The following is a 15474-nucleotide window of genomic DNA, read 5'->3' as shown; positions in this document are numbered from 1 at the left end:
TAGCTTAATCCTTAGTGAAAAGCAAATATTGCCGGGCTTAAACCTTGACTCCAACCTGGCCCTGCCGCAATCTGGAATGCGCCATGCGTGAAATCGTCGTAGGGCCGGCTGAAGCGGCAAAGAAATTGGCGAACTTTCTCAAAAAACAGTTCCCCATCGGTTACGTGCGCAAGCTGTTTCGTAAAAACGGCGTGCGGCTAAACGGCCGGCGTGGCAAACCGGATGACGCCATCGGCGCCAACGATAGCATTCAGCTTTTCATTCCCTTCGAAGCGCAGAACTCAAAACCCACGACGCCCCGAGGCGAGATTGAAATCATCTTCGAAGACGAAACCCTATTGGTGATCGACAAACCCGCCGGCCTCGCGGTGCACGAAGGCAAAACCGTCAGCCACGCCAACACGGTCGCCGGCTGGATTGAGCGCAATTATCGAGACAAAGCCCTACGGCCGCTGCTGGTGCACCGACTGGACCGCGATACGTCGGGTTTACTATTGCTGGCGAGGAATGAAAATGCCCAAGCTGAATTGGAGAAACAATTCGAAACCGGCAAGCTTGCCAAAGAATATCTCGCATTGGTCATTGGCCGCCTGGCGGCTAACGCCGGCAAGATCGAATCGCCGCTGCCCGGACGCGACGGCAATTTAGTGCCCGCGCTGACCCGCTACAAAGTCATCAAGCGCTTCCGTGAAACCACGCTGGTGCGGGTCAATATCGAAACCGGCCGGCTACATCAGATCCGTCTCCACTTCGCCCAACTCGGTCACCCGGTCGTCATGGACGACCAGCATGGCGATTTCACTTTCAACAAAAAGTTCCGCAAAGAATTTGGTTTGAAACGGCAATTCTTACACGCTGACAAGATGGCAATTGGCGACGCCGAAAAAGCCCACCGCTGGTCCATCGCGCCGGCCCCTGACTTGGCGCAAGCACTGCGCAGATTAGAGATCAACGAGTCACGCGCGCGCTAACTGGCGCTGGACGCCAAGACTAAAAGTTTGCGCACCGATTGATCGGCAAGATAGTTCAATGACATCACCGCCAGCGGGCCGTGACGCAGAGCTGGGTCGCTCGGCATTTTTTTGAATTCGTCGTAGGATTCCATTTCTCGTAGGTGAACGAATGCCCGGACATTTTCACGGTCCTCGACATTGAACGGATCGTCGGTCAGAATCACTTCGTAATCGTTACGCAAAACCGGCGCCTCCGGCGCCGTCGGCGGGCTTTTTTTACCGAAGAGTTTCTCTAGGAGCTTCATCCCTAAACTTCCCTGTAGCACAGCCCATCGATGATTGCCGCCGGCTAAATCAGCCGGCTCTTTCGCGCAACATTTTTTCAACTCTTCGAAGGACGACTTACCGATCACGCGGTTGAACTGCGAGCGGTAGTTGTTGACGATGCTGATGTCGACCACCACGGCATCGTAGACTTTCCACTTACCGTCGGTCCGTTTGAGGCGATAGATCAGCGGGCTTTCTTCATTCTTGCCGTTGATCCATTTGGATTCCACTTCGGCGAAATCTTGGTTGACGGTTTCGCGGCTGAAGACCAGCCGCTCGCCGTCGTCGATGTCGATCTGATCGGCATAAATTTTTTCCAAGAAGGCGCGAAACAGCTTGGTAAACTCTTCCCGTTCGGCCGGTGTGCGCCGCTCCCAATGAGGCGCCAAGGTGCGCCGGGCGATCTCGTCGTAATCGAAAATCGGATTGATGATCGCTCGCAACTTCTCGGCGCGCTCGCGCTTGCGATCAGCCGCCTTGAATTGCGGATCGCGCAACAGCGCGATCACTTTGTCCGCCGCCGATCTAACCAAGTCCAAAGGCTCGCCGGCGCGCGCCGGCCCGGACAGTGAAAAAATGAACACGACCATCAACCAAGAACGCGCGCTGAGCAACATAATGATTCCCTCCCATCGTCAACCGAGCAAGACAATCGTCCAAACCGAACCGGCAAGGACAATCGCGCAAAACACCGCCGCCGAACCGAGATCTTTAGCTCGTCCAGACAACTCATGATGTTCGAATCCGACGCGGTCCACCGTCACTTCGATGGCGGTGTTAAGAATTTCCACAATCACGATCAGCAAAGCGCTGCCGATCAACAACGCCCGCTCAACCGCGCCATGGCCGAGCAGCCACGCCGCCGGCAGCGCGACGGCCATACAATAGATTTCATAGCGCAGCACCGCTTCGCTCGCCCACGCGCCGCGCAGACCTTTGAACGAATTGCGCGTCGCGTTGACCAAGCGCTGCAGCGGTGCGACATCGTTGTTGATCATGAAACCACCTCGACAACCGAGCAAAAACAAACTCGAAACCAATTTAGACCGAACGTCCCCTGAGCGCATCCAAAACTTTCTCAGCCGTGATCGGCAGCGATTTGATGCGCACGCCGACGGCATCTTCGACCGCGTTGGCGATGGCGGCGGCGGTGGGAATCAGCGCGGTCTCGCCGATGCTCATGCTGTTGTAAGGGCCGCTGCCGAAATCCGACTGCAAGATCGTCGTTTCAAGCGCCGGCATATCTTTGATGCAGGGAATTTTATACTCGCCCATGTTGTTCGCTAGCACCTTGCCGCTTTCGTCGTAGCCGATCTGTTCCACCAGACCGTAGCCGAAACCCATCGCCACCCCGCCATCGATCTGACCTTGGTGCGTCAACGGATTCAAAATCGTCCCGGTGTTATGAGCGGTGGTTAGTTTGCGCACCGTTACCGTGCCGGTTTCGCGGTCCACTTCGACCTCCGCCACTTGCGCGACCAACGAAGCTTCGGGGCCGTCCGACATGTTGGCATAATGGCCTTCGACGACGATCGGCTGACCGTGGGCGCGGGCGATTTCACCATAGGTCATGCGCCGTTCGGCGCGGCCATGGGTGACGCCGCCGTCAAACAGCAACAGCTCGTCCGGCGTGGAGTGCATCAATTGCGCCGCGATGCGCAGAATTTCCGTCCGCGCATTGATCGCCGCGTCGAGCGCCGAACCGCCATGGACCCGAGTACTGCTGCTACCGCGCACGCCGGTGTCTTTAATCACCTGCGTCGAGTCCAACATTTCTACGCCGATGGCATCGAGCGGTACTTTGAGTTCTTCGCCGACGATCTGACGCATCATGGTGAACACCCCAGGCCCGGTGTCGGTCACCGCCGATGATAAGGTTATTTGACCCTGCTCGTCGATCTTAATCTTCGCGTAGGATTCGCCGCCCTTGGAAACCCAATCGCCAATGGCGAAACCGCGGCCGATATTTTTGCCCTTCGGTTTATTGAAACCGGACGCCTCGAGCGCGCGATTGAGCGTTTCAGCCGCTTTGACATGGGAAATCACGTGACCCAAGGGCGAGCTGTCACCGTCGCGCATGAAATTCATACGGCGAAACTCGGCAGGACTGATCCCCAAGCGCTGGGCGATTAAATCCGCTTGGCTTTCGGACGCGAAGAACGCTTGCAGATGGCCGGGCGCGCGCATGTAACCGGCGGGCATTTTGTTGGTGTAAACATATTTCTCTTCGACCAAGCAGTTGGGCACGCGGTACGGACCGGGCGCGTCATGGGCGCCGACCAAGTATCCCTGCGGCCGGTAGGAACCGTAGGCGCCGCTGTCGAAAACGAACTCGATATGCTCGGCGATCATGATACCGTTTTTCTTGACGCCGGTTTTGATCTTGATCACCGCGCCATGGCGCGGATTGCCGGAGATCAATTCCTCGGTGTAATCCACCGTCAGCTTCACCGGTCGACCCGCTTTACGCGCCAGCGCATAGCACAACGCGACATCGTTACCGTCCCCTTTGCCGCCAAAATCGCCGCCGACGTAACAGGGATGAATGATCAAACTCGTGGGCGCGATTTGCAGCGCCGCGGCGACCACATCGCGCATGCCGAAGGGACTCTTGTTCGACGACCAAACATCGGCCGTACCGTCGGCGTTGATACGCACCAGCGACGAATGCGGCTCGATGTAAGCCTGATGCACGGCGGGCACGGTGAAAGTGTTTTCGACGATCACATCGGATTGGCGAAAGCCCTCTTCCACCACGCCCTTTTTCCAAGTGAGATTGACCAAGACGTTGCTCGGCACGTCAATCTTGTGCAAGAGCCCTTTATAGCCGGCGACATCGGGATGGAGCAGCGGCGCGTTCGCGCGCATCGCTTCGAGCACGTCGGTGACCACCGGCAGCTCGTCATATACCACGTCGATCAAATCCAGCGCGGCCTCGGCGATCGCCTCGCTCACCGCGGCCACCGCGGCAACTTTTTCACCGGCGTAGCGCACGACATGGTCGGCGAGCAGCGGCATGTCGACGATTTTTTTACCGATCTTGGCGCCGGTGAGATCGGCGCCGATGAGCAGCGCTTTCACACCGGGCAAAGCCGCCGCCTTGGCGGTGTCGATACGCTTGATCCGGGCGTGGGCAAGCGGACTTCGCAGCACCTTGGCCCACAGCATATCCGGCACCGCGACATCGACGGCGTAAATCGCCGCGCCGGAAACTTTTTGCTCGCCTTCGACTCTCGGACTGGGAATTCCGACGCTGCGCAAGTCATTCATCGCCCATCTCCTCGATTTTTTTCCGCCGTCGACAGTTACAAGTTGAAAACAATTTTCAGCTAAGTTTCATGAAACAAAAACATTTTGTCGGAAGAAATTTACCCTGCTTGTTTTCTCTACGCGTATGTGATTTTACGTAGGTACATCAAGGACACTGACAGCGCAAGGCTACGAGGAGAAAGACCATGGACGATCTAAAAAATCAAATGGAAAGTGTCACCCGCACCTACACCGAATTCGACAATAAAATAGCTGACAAGGGCGGTGCGCAAAATCTTTTCGGCATGAACCGCAAGATTCGACAAGCGTTGGAAGCGATCAGCATCGGCGAGATCGATTCCATGCTCGCTGAAATCCATCGCGCCAAGGAAGGTTTGACCCGCTTGCAAGAAGATATCGTTGAGATTCGCCTGCTCAAGGAAGTCTTGAGCTCCCCGGTAATGAAACAGGGGAACGACGTCAACCGGCCCGACGTGTTCCAAAAATCGGTGCCGGTAAACTAGGCCGCTGCTTCACCGAGAACTATTTCAACGGCTGGAGCTTCGCTGGCTGGAAGAGTGCTGAAAATCCATTTGGAGTCCTTTGACGGGCTCAGGACGAACGGAACAGAAGTTAAAATCATTTAGCAAAATCCGTTCATGCTGCGCAGCTTGTCGAAGCATGTTCCGCTTCTTTCAGCACCCTGCTAGCGCGCTAAGCTCCAGCCGTTTTCTTTCCCAGATTGTGGCGGTCAGCCGCGCGCCGGGTTGACCTGCTGCAATCGGCTAATCAATTCGCCAACCAAGCCAACTTCCAGCGCCAGGCCATTTTGGTAAGCGATCGCTTGATTGGAATAAGGCGACAAGCGCGCGCCCGGCGCGACGATGCCGACTAAATTCAACGGATCGGCGGCGGCGACAATGGTTGGCGCCAGTTCAGCTCGGGCAATTGGGGTGTTACGGCGCGAACGAAGCGCTTCCAGCGCCGCCGGCAAGGCGAACTGCTCGCCGACAAAACCGCTGATAAAGCGGCCGCCGCGAATCTCGCCACGGGCTTCGAGACGGCGGTAGAGGGCCAACAGACTGCGCCAGGGCGGCATGTTCGATTCCCGCACCAACAGTTCACGAAACACCACCCCATAACGATCGAGTAGTTGGCGCCCACGCCGTTCGACGATCTCGTCGTTTTTAATTTCCTCACCGCCCGATTGCTGGCGCCACAGTGACCAGCGGCCAACCGGCATGACGCGCTCGGCGGCACGACCGCCAGAGATTACGCGCAAGCGGCGCCGTTCGACCCGTTTATGTTCCGGCGTCAACAGCACGCGCAGGCCGGCGATGCCGTCGCCGGTGGCCAGGCCGTGAGCGACCAATTGCCACAACGCCTCTTCGACTTTCACTTTCAACAAGCCGGTGCCGCGGGCAATGTCGGCGAGAAAACTCGCCCCCTGCCGTTCGAGGAAGTGGGCCACTGCCAACGCCATCGGTGAGAGCGTCGAGATTTGCTCCAAGCGTCCCGTCGACGCTTCGAGAAACGACGATAATTCTTCGCGCAACAAAAACGCGATCGGCGCATTGCGCGCCGGCGCCGACAAGCGGCGCGATTTTTTCAGCCGAGCGAAACTTTGCGCGCTCTCGGCAGTCTCGCTTTCACTTCGCAAGCGGCCCCAGGCAATCATGCCGGCCAAACAAAGCTGTTCGAGATCGCCGGGATCGTAGTTTTCAATGCGCGCCGGCAAAACCTGCCGCTCCCACGCCGGCGCCGGCAGTTCCAATCCCTGCAACTGCTCGATCACTTGCAAGACGCCATCGCGCCCGCGCAGATGGGTTCCCGGCGCCACATGTTGCCAAGCGAGCAGAAAACTCATGAACTCGGCCGCCGTCACCGGCTCAATCTCCTTGCGCATGCGGCCGAGAGTCAATCGATGAATGCGCGCGAGCAAGACGCGCTCGCACCACTCCTCACTGTTAGCGTGCAGGGCTTGCGCGGTGAATTGCCCGCGCATCACCACACCGGCGCTTTCCAGGCCGAGTAGCGCGACGCTGATTTTGTTAGCGGCGATGCCCAAGCGCACGCTCAAACCGTGCACCTTCACCGGTCCGCTGACTTCGAGCCAGCCTTGAACGATTTTTCTAAGCGCCTCTTCTTCATTGACCAGCGATTCTTGAAAGCCGAGCGGTAACTCAATGGGCGGCGATAACCTAACGTTGGGAATCGCCAAACGCACCAGATCACTGCGCTCAGCGGCGACATAAGCCGAAAAATCACCGTCGGAACTCTTCCAAGATGCAATCGTGGCTCGATGATTCGCAATCAATTCGTCGGCAAGTGGTTGCCAATCCGGCCGCAACGCTGTCGGCAGCAAACAGACGCCAAGCAACAGATCGTGCAATTCATCGCCATTGCGCGCTTCCGGCCACGCTTGCCTGCACACTTCGGCGATGGCCGCGCCGTCGAGCTGGCCAAACTCCCGTCCCAACCAGGGATCGATGCGGCGCAGCGAGACGGCGCGGGCGCGCCGCTCTTCCAACGGCGCGTCGTCGAGAAATGCATAGGGATTGGCGTTGAGAATTTCATGGGCCATGGGCGACGGCGACGGCGTGTCGATGGCGAGGGTCTGAATAGAACCGTCGTCGATACCAATAAGAACTTGCATCAAGCCGTCGAGATCCATCGCTTCATGCAAACAATCGCCGATGGTTTCTTTGACCAAGGGATGATCGGGCAGCTCGACTGGACCGCTACGGTTGTCCTGACACATCACCTGCTCCGGGAACACCGCGGCCAACAAATCTTCGGCGCGCATGCGTTGGAGCGCCACCGGAACTTTTTTGCCGCCGCTAAATCGCGTCAACGCCAACGCGCGGGTCGCGTTCCAGCGCCAACGATTGGTGAACATCGGCGAAGCGAGCGCCGCTTGGGTTAAAGTGTCTTCGACGATGGCCGGCTTGAGCATTTGAAAAACTTCTGTCAGTGGAAACGAGTGTTGCTCGACCAGAGAAATGCAGATGCCGTCGTCGGTGGCCGCCGCTTGCAGCTCGCGGTCGAAGCTGACGCAAAACCGTTTGCGCAGCGCCAGTCCCCACGCCCGATTGACCCGCCCGCCCCAGGGCGAATGGAGAATCAGTTGCATGCCGCCGGCCTCGTCGAAGAATCGCTCGGCGATGATTTTATTCTGCGACGGCACCGTGCCGAGCACCGCGACCGTGTCGGCGACGTAGCTGACGACCTGTTCGGCGGCCGCCAGCGGCAGCGAGATTTCCTCCATGAGCCAGCGCGACGCCGCATCTTTGTCCGCCAGCCGCTCGGCGACAGCGCTGCGCAGCTCAGCCACGGCTTTAGATAATTCAAAAGTCCGCGCCGGCGCCTCGCCCATCCAAAACGGAATGCTCGGCGGTAAACCTTGAGCATCGTCAACCCAGACTTTGCCCGAGCCGACCCGCCGGATACGCCAGGAACGATTGCCGAGAAGAAATATGTCGCCGGCCAAACTCTCGATGGCAAAATCTTCATGCACCGTGCCGACAAACGTCTCGCTGGCGAACTCGACGACTTGATAGTCGGCGGTATCGGGAATCGCCCCGCCGTTGGTGATCGCCGTCAAACGCGCGCCCCGCCGCGGCCGGAGTACGCCGTTGATGCGGTCGCGGTGAATATAAGCGCTACGCCGGCTGCGCCGGGTCTCGACGCCTTCGCAGAGCATTTCCAAAACCTGCTCGTATTCGCCCCGCGCTAAATTTTCATAAGGATAAGCGCCGCGCATCAGTTGCCACAAGGCCTCTTCGCTAATTTCTTCTTCACTAGACCCTTTTGCGCCCTTTGCGTTTTTTGCGGCCATTCTTGAGCTAGCCACCGTGGCCACCATCTGCTGGGCAAGAATATCGCGCGGCTGCTTCACCACGTGAAGCAAATCCAACTCGCCCTGGCGCAAGGCGCGAATCGCCGCCGCCGACTGCACCAGATCGTCACGCGTCAACGGATAGACAATGCCTTTGGGAATCGCGCCGAGCCAATGGCCCGAGCGGCCGACGCGCTGCAAGAGCACGGCTAAATTGCGCGGCGCGCCGATATGACAGACGACATCGACGTGGCCGATGTCGATGCCGAGTTCCAATGACGCGGTCGCCACGACAACCGGATACGCGCCCGATTTGAGTTTCTCCTCCACCGCCAGCCGGGTCTTGCGCGACAGACTGCCATGATGAGCGCCGACCTTGTCTTCGCCCAAGCGCTCGGTCAACTGATGCGCCACACGTTCGACCAAGCGGCGCGTGTTGACGAAAATCAACGTCGTCCGATGGGCGGCGATCGTCGCGATCAATTTATCGTACACCGCCGCCCAAATATCTTGGCGGATGATCGGCCCCAACTCGTTGTCGGGAACTTCGACGCGCAAATCCATTTCACGTTGATGGCCGACATCGACGATGACGCAATCCGGTTTGCGATCCGCGCCAATGCGCCGGCTTCCCACCAACAGCCGCGCAATCTCATCAATCGGCTTTTGCGTCGCGCTCAAACCGATGCGCTGCAAGCGCCGGCCGCATAACCGATCGAGCCGCTCCAAGGACAACGCCAAATGGGCGCCACGCTTGTCTTGGGCCACCGCATGAATTTCATCGACGATCAAAGTTTCAGCGCTGCGCAGAAATTCCCGGCTGCGCGGCGCGGTGAGCAAAAGATAGAGCGATTCCGGCGTGGTGATAAGAATATGCGGCGGCCGGCGCACCATCGACTGGCGCTCGCTCGCCGGCGTATCGCCAGAGCGCACCGCGACGCGAATCGTCGGTAACAAAATCCCTTCTCGTCCCGCTAGCGCATAAATCTCCGCCAAAGGCGCTTGAAGATTTTTCGCGATGTCGTTGCCTAGCGCCTTTAACGGCGAAACGTAAACAACGCTCGTGCGTTCATCCAAATCGCCCGCCAACGCCCGCTTGATCAACCGGTCAATCGACCAAAGAAACGCCGCCAGTGTTTTACCTGAACCGGTCGGCGCCGCGATTAGCGTGGAATTGCCGGCGGCGATGGAATCCCACCCTTGCGCCTGCGCCGGTGTCGGATTGCCGAAGCGCTCATAGAACCAGCGCTCGACTAGAGGATGAAACGAAGACAGCAAAATTTTTTCCCGTGCAATGACGAAAATTAAGCTAGAGGGAAAAAAGCGGAGGGTCAAGAGAAACGAAACAGCTCCGGAGGCAACCGGACTTTTGTTTGGGATATCGACAATCGGGTTAGCAGCGTCGCGGTGGGCGGCATCACCACCAGCATGTACTACGACTACAGCGGCGCGGCGGTGCGCAAGGACGGCAGCGGCATCACGCTTTATCCGGTCCAGGGCTATGAGATCGATCCGAGCGGCACGATCACCAAGTTTATTCGCATCGGCGGGGAGTCCATCGCTTCGAAGAAAGGCACGAACAAATATTTTTACCACAACGATCATCTCGGCAGCGTCAACGTAGTCTCCGACATGAGCGGCGCGAGAGTGCAGCTAAACGAGTACGATCCCTGGGGCGCGGTGTCGCGCAGCGAAGGCAGCATCGACCCCGACCAAAGATTCACCGGCCAGAAGCTCGATCCGGAGACCGGTCTCTACTACTACGGTGGCCGCTACTACGATGCGGAGATCGGCAGATTCATCTCCGCCGATCCGTTCATCCAGACGCCGTACGAACCGCAGAATCTGAATCGTTACAGCTACGTTGTTAACAATCCGCAGAATCATACTGATCCGAGCGGGTATTTTCATAAAATCGTAAAAAAGAAACCGAGTTTCTGGTCGCGATTTGGTGGATTTTTCATCGGCGCAATAGTTGGAATCTTGAGTGGTGGTGCCGGAATGCCTGCCGTGCTAGCCGGCGCAATCGGTGGCTTTGTTGGCGGGGCGGTTAATAGCGGGGGAACTACAGGGAGTCCTCTACGGAGTGTTTTAGGTGGAGCATTCCTTGGAGGATTGGGAGGTGCAATTGGCGGCGCAGCTTTTGAAGGGTTAGGTGGAATTGTTGGCGAGGGTTTTACGCTTGGGAATTTTGGCGCGACTGTCGGTGCGGCGGCTATCTCGGGCGCGATCACTGGGGCGGTGGCAACGGGAATCTATGGTGGAAATTTCGGAAAGAATGTAGGGTTTGGAGCGTTAGGAAGCGCGATTAGCGCGGCTGTGGTTTACGGTGGAATGGCTGCGTGGAATGCTCTTAATGGGAATGGTGGAGCCCAAACGGCAAACTCCGGACGAAGCGGATTGGAATTTGCTGATGCACGAGACGCGATACAGCGCAACAGTCCAGCGACATCAATGAATGATGCCAGTCCCAATTGGCAGGCAGTGGATGAGTTCATACGCTGGGTAGAGCATGTTAAAGATCCATTCACTAGATTAGCAACCGCTGCTGCCGGGATGTTTACTGGAGCTGCCATTCAATGGGGCGGGTGGAATACTCTTGCAGCCAGTTATGCGATTTACCCTGTCAATCCAGTCGCGGGAATTGTCGGCTCGTTCACGGGCTTGGGGCTGGTTGGTTTAGGTTTTGGTATAGAACTCGGTAGTGTTTGGATTGCAAACCAACTCCTGCCAACGCCTCAAAGTCTGCAATTCTCGCCCAAACTAGCCAGGTAATTGGAATATGAGATTTAAGAAGGGGTTCGCGACATTTCTCAAAGCCCTTCCTTTTATGACGATTTTTCAGTTGGGAATGGCTGCTTCAATTGGAGGCGGAATTGTAGCGGATTGGTTTTGCACCTCAGTGCTTAAGTTTTCAGAAACTGGAAGGATCCTCGCTTGGGTAGTCGCGCTTGGATCAAGTGTGTTTTTTGGCACTTTAGTTTGTTACCAGCAATTTGGTAACACGATTGAAACGTCGCGAGATTCGACACGCGCTGTGAAGGAGATGATCCGAAACGTGGTTGTCTTAGCGCCGCTCTTAATCGGTGTAGCGTTGGCGATTGATCCATTGATTTCTCGTCAACACGCGAAATCGTCAGTGATACTTTGGACGGGAATTGTTGGTTGGGGAGCACTTAAATTTATATTCAGAAAGCGATGAGAAGGCGAAGAGAAGGGGGCAGGGGAATAGGGTCAAATCTTTACAGGCTGTTGAAAAACTCGGTGCTTCAAATGGGTACTCCGTTGAAACCAGCCACCAGTCCAGATCAAAGGGAATGGAACGGGATCTGACACTACAATCTTTACAATCTTGATTCTGGAAGACTGACGATGTCCGACGTTTATCACGATTCTTTTTCGGTCGTTCATGAGTGATGTGTTTTCGACTGACTGGAAATCGGAGCTTATCGAAAAGTAAACGGTCCTAACAAATTACTAATTGTCATCAACTCAAAAGGAGGCAAAGTCATGCAAGCCAAACATTTCATCTCGACAGCAGTCCGCTCAGGACTCGCCATCGGCGTCGCCGCGCTCTTGTTAGCGCCCAACCTCCACGCCCAAAGCTCCCCGCTGACCGTCCAACCCTCGACGGGCCGAGTCGGCGTCGGCAACACCAATCGCGCAGAGACCCTGGATGTGACGGGAAATATTCAACAAACCTTCTGAGTACGGGATAAGGACAACAAGGGAGAGTTTCCCAGGGTTTTTATTTGCACCTTGTCATAGGCCATTAGAAGTTTGTCCGCCCAGCCGGTGCCGCCACGAATTTCCATCTTGTCACTGGACTCGACAATGCGGTTGACGTTTTTGTAAATGTGCCTCGTCCCGTTGTTTAGTTCGACCCATACCGTCATGGTAGCCACCTTCTTCCCTTGCTTTGCGAGCTTATCACAAAAGCAGTTACGTAAAGCTACCCCGCCGGAAAAATATCTCAGCAGAAACTTAGCACGCGGGAGCCCGGCAAGGGATATTGAAAGATGCCCAGTTGCGCTCAGCTCACGTGCTCGGGCCGCGTGAAGGAACCTAAACCCGGTGATGCAAATATCGCGGACGTGGTCAGGTGCGGCGCCTTGTCAGGGACCGGCCACATCGCGTAGCGGTTTTTTCTCGGCATCGGTGCCGGTGTACCAATAGGCCCATGCGATTAACCCAACTTGCAACGGTAGCCTGAGCCATAACACTGCCGGATGATACTCCGGGTAAAGCTCAGGGTTAATTGACATGTGAATATTGGCGGGAAAGACCGCTATCAGCAGCGCGATGAGACCCCACGCTGAAAAACGGGTGAACTTGGGAATCACAACCGAGACCCCAAGCACCATCGCAAAGAATCCGCTCAGGTAAACGAGAAACAGACGCCCCAGCAGGTACGGCGGCATGATCTTGAGGTAGAAATCCGCGCTGATGAAATGATTGAGTCCAGCCGTTACGAAGAACAGGCCCAAAAGATATTTCAGGATACGCTTGAGACTTGTCATTTTCTCCTTTCGCTTACGCGACCTTTGTTTTGCTGCCAAACGATGTCCGCCCGGCGCAAAGAAAATACCCGCCATACTTTACAATCCGTCGGCGCCGGCGGCTCTGGTTCGATGCCGACTTTGAAACCGCGCTTACGCAGTTCGAGCACGATGGGTTGTGCGGCGGGGTTGCCGGCGGCGGCGAGTTTGGGAATATGGATGGGAATTTTTATTACTCGACAATGAACAAAGTCTTCAAAAAAGTCCCACACGATCAGGATGTAGCAATCATGTTCGCTAGCCACAACATCGAAGCGCGCAGCGCGTTCATCGCCGCGGCAATCAGAAACACGAGCAGGACAACCTAGCCGACGAACAGTGTAAACTTGGCGCCGTTGAGATTGGTCAACGGTTTCGGATTGAGCAGCCGTCGATCCGGTGCCAGCACGCGCTGGGCGATTTCCCAATTGACCGGCGGCAGAGGAGTTAACTGACTGATTTGCTCAAGCGTGAAGTATTCGGCATGGTCGGTTTCATGGCCATCCGATTTCGGCTCGCCGCCGATCGGCCGCAGGAGAAGAATCACGTAGATACCGTTGCCGTTATCGGGATCGTAGCGGCTGCGCAGTCCCAGCACCGCTTCAACTTCAGTCGTCACCCCAGCCTCTTCCTGAACTTCGCGCACCACGGCTTGCTCGATGGTCTCATCCGGCTCGATGAAACCGCCGGGTAGCTGCCAGTTGCCGCGCCCGTGGCGCGACGCGCGGCGCACGAAGAGAAGCTTGCCATCACGCACCACCGCGCCGCCGACGCCGATGTTGTAGCCCGTGTTGTAACGTTCAGGGATCGCCATGACACCTCTCGTGTTTCAATATAACTGCCAAAGCATGAGCATGGCTGCTGGTACTGTAAAAAGAGCAATCAGGAACAAAACCCGCAGCGCCCGTTGCCACCCCGGATCCGATTGCCGGTCCACATCAATGATGTAGCGTTGAACTGGCTGAAACAGGAACTCAATCACAAGCTGTCCGACGCCGAAAAGAAGCGCTACACCAAGCCATTGAATCAACAACAAGTCTGGCAATCGACGACGCAGCGGCAAGTCGAGAACCAGCGTTATGCCACCACAAAAAATCAGGAACGTAACAATCAATAAAAAGTGTCTCACCCAACGTTTCGAAAGTTCTAACACTGGGTTGGACTAGGCGTTCAGTCGAAACAATCGCTGCGCATTCTGCCAACGAATCATTTCTTTCGCCGCTTCGGAAATTTTTGCATTCTCGCGCAGCAGTCTCACATCTTCGAACTTCATCCGGCCGCCGGGATCGTCGTGCGGATAGTCGGTGGCGAAAAGAAATCTTTCGGCGCCGAGAAATTCGATCGCTTCGACCAATTCCGGCTCTTCGGTTTCAATCGTGAAGTAAAAATTGTTCTTGAAATAGTAGCTCGCCGGCTTTTTATTCTTCTCAAGAAAAACATTCGCCGGATTGAGCGCCCTGGCCCGGCGTAGCCGTTCGCCGACGTAGGTCAGCTCTCGGTTCGACAGCGGCACCTCTTGATCGTCGTAATCCACCGGCGGCGATTCCAAAATTTTATCCAAGCGCTGCACTAGCGGTTTGATAAACGACGTGCCGGCTTCGGTGTAAATAAATTGCAGCTTGGGAAACTCATCCAACAAACCGCTGGTGATCAGCGACACTAAGCTTATCTGCCCTTCTTGCGGGGCAAAAATGTAAAGCCCATCACGTTGGAATACCGGCAAGTTGCTCATGCGATGGCCGTGCTGGACGTTGTGCAGATAAATCGGCACGGACAATTCTTCGGCGCGTTTGAAAAACGGCCAGAGCTCGCGGTGGCTGCCCAAGGGTTCGCTGTAGGCGTGCTCTTTAACCGGATAAACCTTGTCGAGCACCACCGAACAAAAACCATTGTCCATCGCCCATTCCATCTCGCGGATCGAAGCCGGAACATCCTGCAATGGAATCAACGCTGAACCTAACATCCTGCCGGGAAACGTTTGCATCACGCGCAGCAGCGCTTGATTATGCGAGCGCGCCATCCGGCAAGCGAGTTCCGGCTCGATCAAGTACGACCACCAACCGGAAAACTGCGGCAAGATCACATGGCGATCGATGCCGAGACGTCCGTCGTAGTCGGCCATGCGCGCGGCCGGCTCCCACAAGCTTTTGAACATCGCCCCCGAGCCCGGCGCCAACAGCGGGCTGGTTCCCACCACTTCCGCCGGATAACCGGGAAAATCGACATCGACGTAAAGATCTTGGTCGTTGAAGAGCAAATTTGGCTTGCTCGCAGCCAACCGGCCATCGACGCCGTCAAAGGCATCGCGCGGCATGAGATGAGTATCGCAATCGATGATCACCCTGGTAACCTCCCACTAAAGAATAAACTCACTTGTTTATAGGGCGTGGGAGAGCGACAAGTCAACAATAGCCAAGTCCCGGTGTTGTAGCAAAGTGATTATGTCAGGGGTTAACGGCAACGTAATTATGTCAGGGTGGAAGGATGACAACCCTGACAATGAAAGACGAGAAACGACTAGACGTAATTCAACGAGTATATCGCAGCGAGATCACCGTGGTTGAGGCCG

General features: G+C 56.3%; 14 protein-coding genes. 5 read left to right on the top strand and 9 right to left on the bottom strand.

All coding sequences use genetic code 11. From position 1 onward, the window contains the following. Positions 1–83: 83 nt before the first annotated feature. On the top strand, positions 84–971 hold the full coding sequence (locus tag EXR70_07655; GenBank protein ID MSP38350.1) for an RluA family pseudouridine synthase: 888 nt from the start codon (positions 84–86) through the stop codon (positions 969–971). Here the strand turns inward: EXR70_07655 and EXR70_07650 are convergent. The 3 genes from EXR70_07650 to EXR70_07640 are packed head-to-tail and all read right to left on the bottom strand — an operon-like array spanning position 968 to position 4550. Continuing rightward, a complete protein-coding gene (locus EXR70_07650) occupies positions 968–1897 on the bottom strand; it encodes an ABC transporter substrate-binding protein (GenBank protein ID MSP38349.1) in 930 nt (309 codons plus the stop codon). The genes EXR70_07655 and EXR70_07650 overlap by 4 nt on opposite strands. Positions 1898–1915: 18 nt before the next feature. Next, positions 1916–2278 (bottom strand): diacylglycerol kinase, encoded by a 363-nt coding sequence (locus EXR70_07645; GenBank protein MSP38348.1) that lies wholly within the window; start codon positions 2276–2278, stop codon positions 1916–1918. A gap of 43 nt (positions 2279–2321) precedes the next feature. Further along, the gene (locus EXR70_07640; GenBank protein MSP38347.1) at positions 2322–4550 is read right to left on the bottom strand and encodes a xanthine dehydrogenase family protein molybdopterin-binding subunit; all 2229 of its coding nucleotides are present in this window, start codon (positions 4548–4550) and stop codon (positions 2322–2324) included. 185 nt (positions 4551–4735) lie between these two features. On the opposite strand from EXR70_07640, the gene EXR70_07635 reads away from it, so the two are divergent. After that, positions 4736–5053 (top strand): hypothetical protein, encoded by a 318-nt coding sequence (locus tag EXR70_07635; protein MSP38346.1) that lies wholly within the window; start codon positions 4736–4738, stop codon positions 5051–5053. Between the two features lie 227 nt (positions 5054–5280). Here EXR70_07635 and EXR70_07630 read toward each other — a convergent pair whose 3' ends face one another. Next, the gene (locus tag EXR70_07630; GenBank protein ID MSP38345.1) at positions 5281–9972 is read right to left on the bottom strand and encodes a DEAD/DEAH box helicase; all 4692 of its coding nucleotides are present in this window, start codon (positions 9970–9972) and stop codon (positions 5281–5283) included. Here EXR70_07630 and EXR70_07625 point away from each other — a divergent pair. The 3 genes from EXR70_07625 (at position 9796) to EXR70_07615 (ending at position 12075) form a co-directional block, all read left to right on the top strand. After that, the gene (locus EXR70_07625) at positions 9796–11142 is read left to right on the top strand and encodes a hypothetical protein (GenBank protein ID MSP38344.1); all 1347 of its coding nucleotides are present in this window, start codon (positions 9796–9798) and stop codon (positions 11140–11142) included. The genes EXR70_07630 and EXR70_07625 overlap by 177 nt on opposite strands. A gap of 7 nt (positions 11143–11149) precedes the next feature. Further along, entirely contained in the window at positions 11150–11569 is a 420-nt protein-coding gene (locus EXR70_07620; protein MSP38343.1) for a hypothetical protein, read from the top strand. A 308-nt stretch (positions 11570–11877) separates the two neighbouring features. Then, positions 11878–12075: a hypothetical protein gene (locus EXR70_07615; protein ID MSP38342.1), complete on the top strand. Its 198-nt coding sequence runs from the start codon at positions 11878–11880 to the stop codon at positions 12073–12075. Positions 12076–12482: 407 nt separating this feature from the next. Here EXR70_07615 and EXR70_07610 read toward each other — a convergent pair whose 3' ends face one another. Genes EXR70_07610 through EXR70_07590 form a run of 5 tightly spaced genes read right to left on the bottom strand, consistent with a single transcriptional unit; the run spans position 12483 to position 15246 of the window. Continuing rightward, positions 12483–12887 (bottom strand): DoxX family protein, encoded by a 405-nt coding sequence (locus EXR70_07610; protein ID MSP38341.1) that lies wholly within the window; start codon positions 12885–12887, stop codon positions 12483–12485. Next, on the bottom strand, positions 12884–13171 hold the full coding sequence (locus EXR70_07605; GenBank protein MSP38340.1) for a hypothetical protein: 288 nt from the start codon (positions 13169–13171) through the stop codon (positions 12884–12886). Before EXR70_07605 ends, EXR70_07610 begins: the two co-directional genes overlap by 4 nt. A gap of 59 nt (positions 13172–13230) precedes the next feature. Then, a complete protein-coding gene (locus EXR70_07600; GenBank protein MSP38339.1) occupies positions 13231–13719 on the bottom strand; it encodes an NUDIX domain-containing protein in 489 nt (162 codons plus the stop codon). Between the two features lie 15 nt (positions 13720–13734). Further along, on the bottom strand, positions 13735–14034 hold the full coding sequence (locus tag EXR70_07595; protein ID MSP38338.1) for a hypothetical protein: 300 nt from the start codon (positions 14032–14034) through the stop codon (positions 13735–13737). Positions 14035–14067: 33 nt separating this feature from the next. Then, complete coding sequence (locus EXR70_07590) at positions 14068–15246, bottom strand: amidohydrolase (GenBank protein ID MSP38337.1); 1179 nt, start codon at positions 15244–15246, stop codon at positions 14068–14070. Between the last annotated feature and the right edge of the window lie 228 nt (positions 15247–15474).

The sequence above is a fragment of the Deltaproteobacteria bacterium genome (assembly GCA_009692615.1).
Classification (GTDB): Bacteria; Desulfobacterota; Binatia; order UBA9968; family UBA9968; genus DP-20.
The sequence above is the reverse complement of the archived record's forward strand: the minus strand, read 5'-3'. Positions and strand labels throughout refer to the sequence as shown.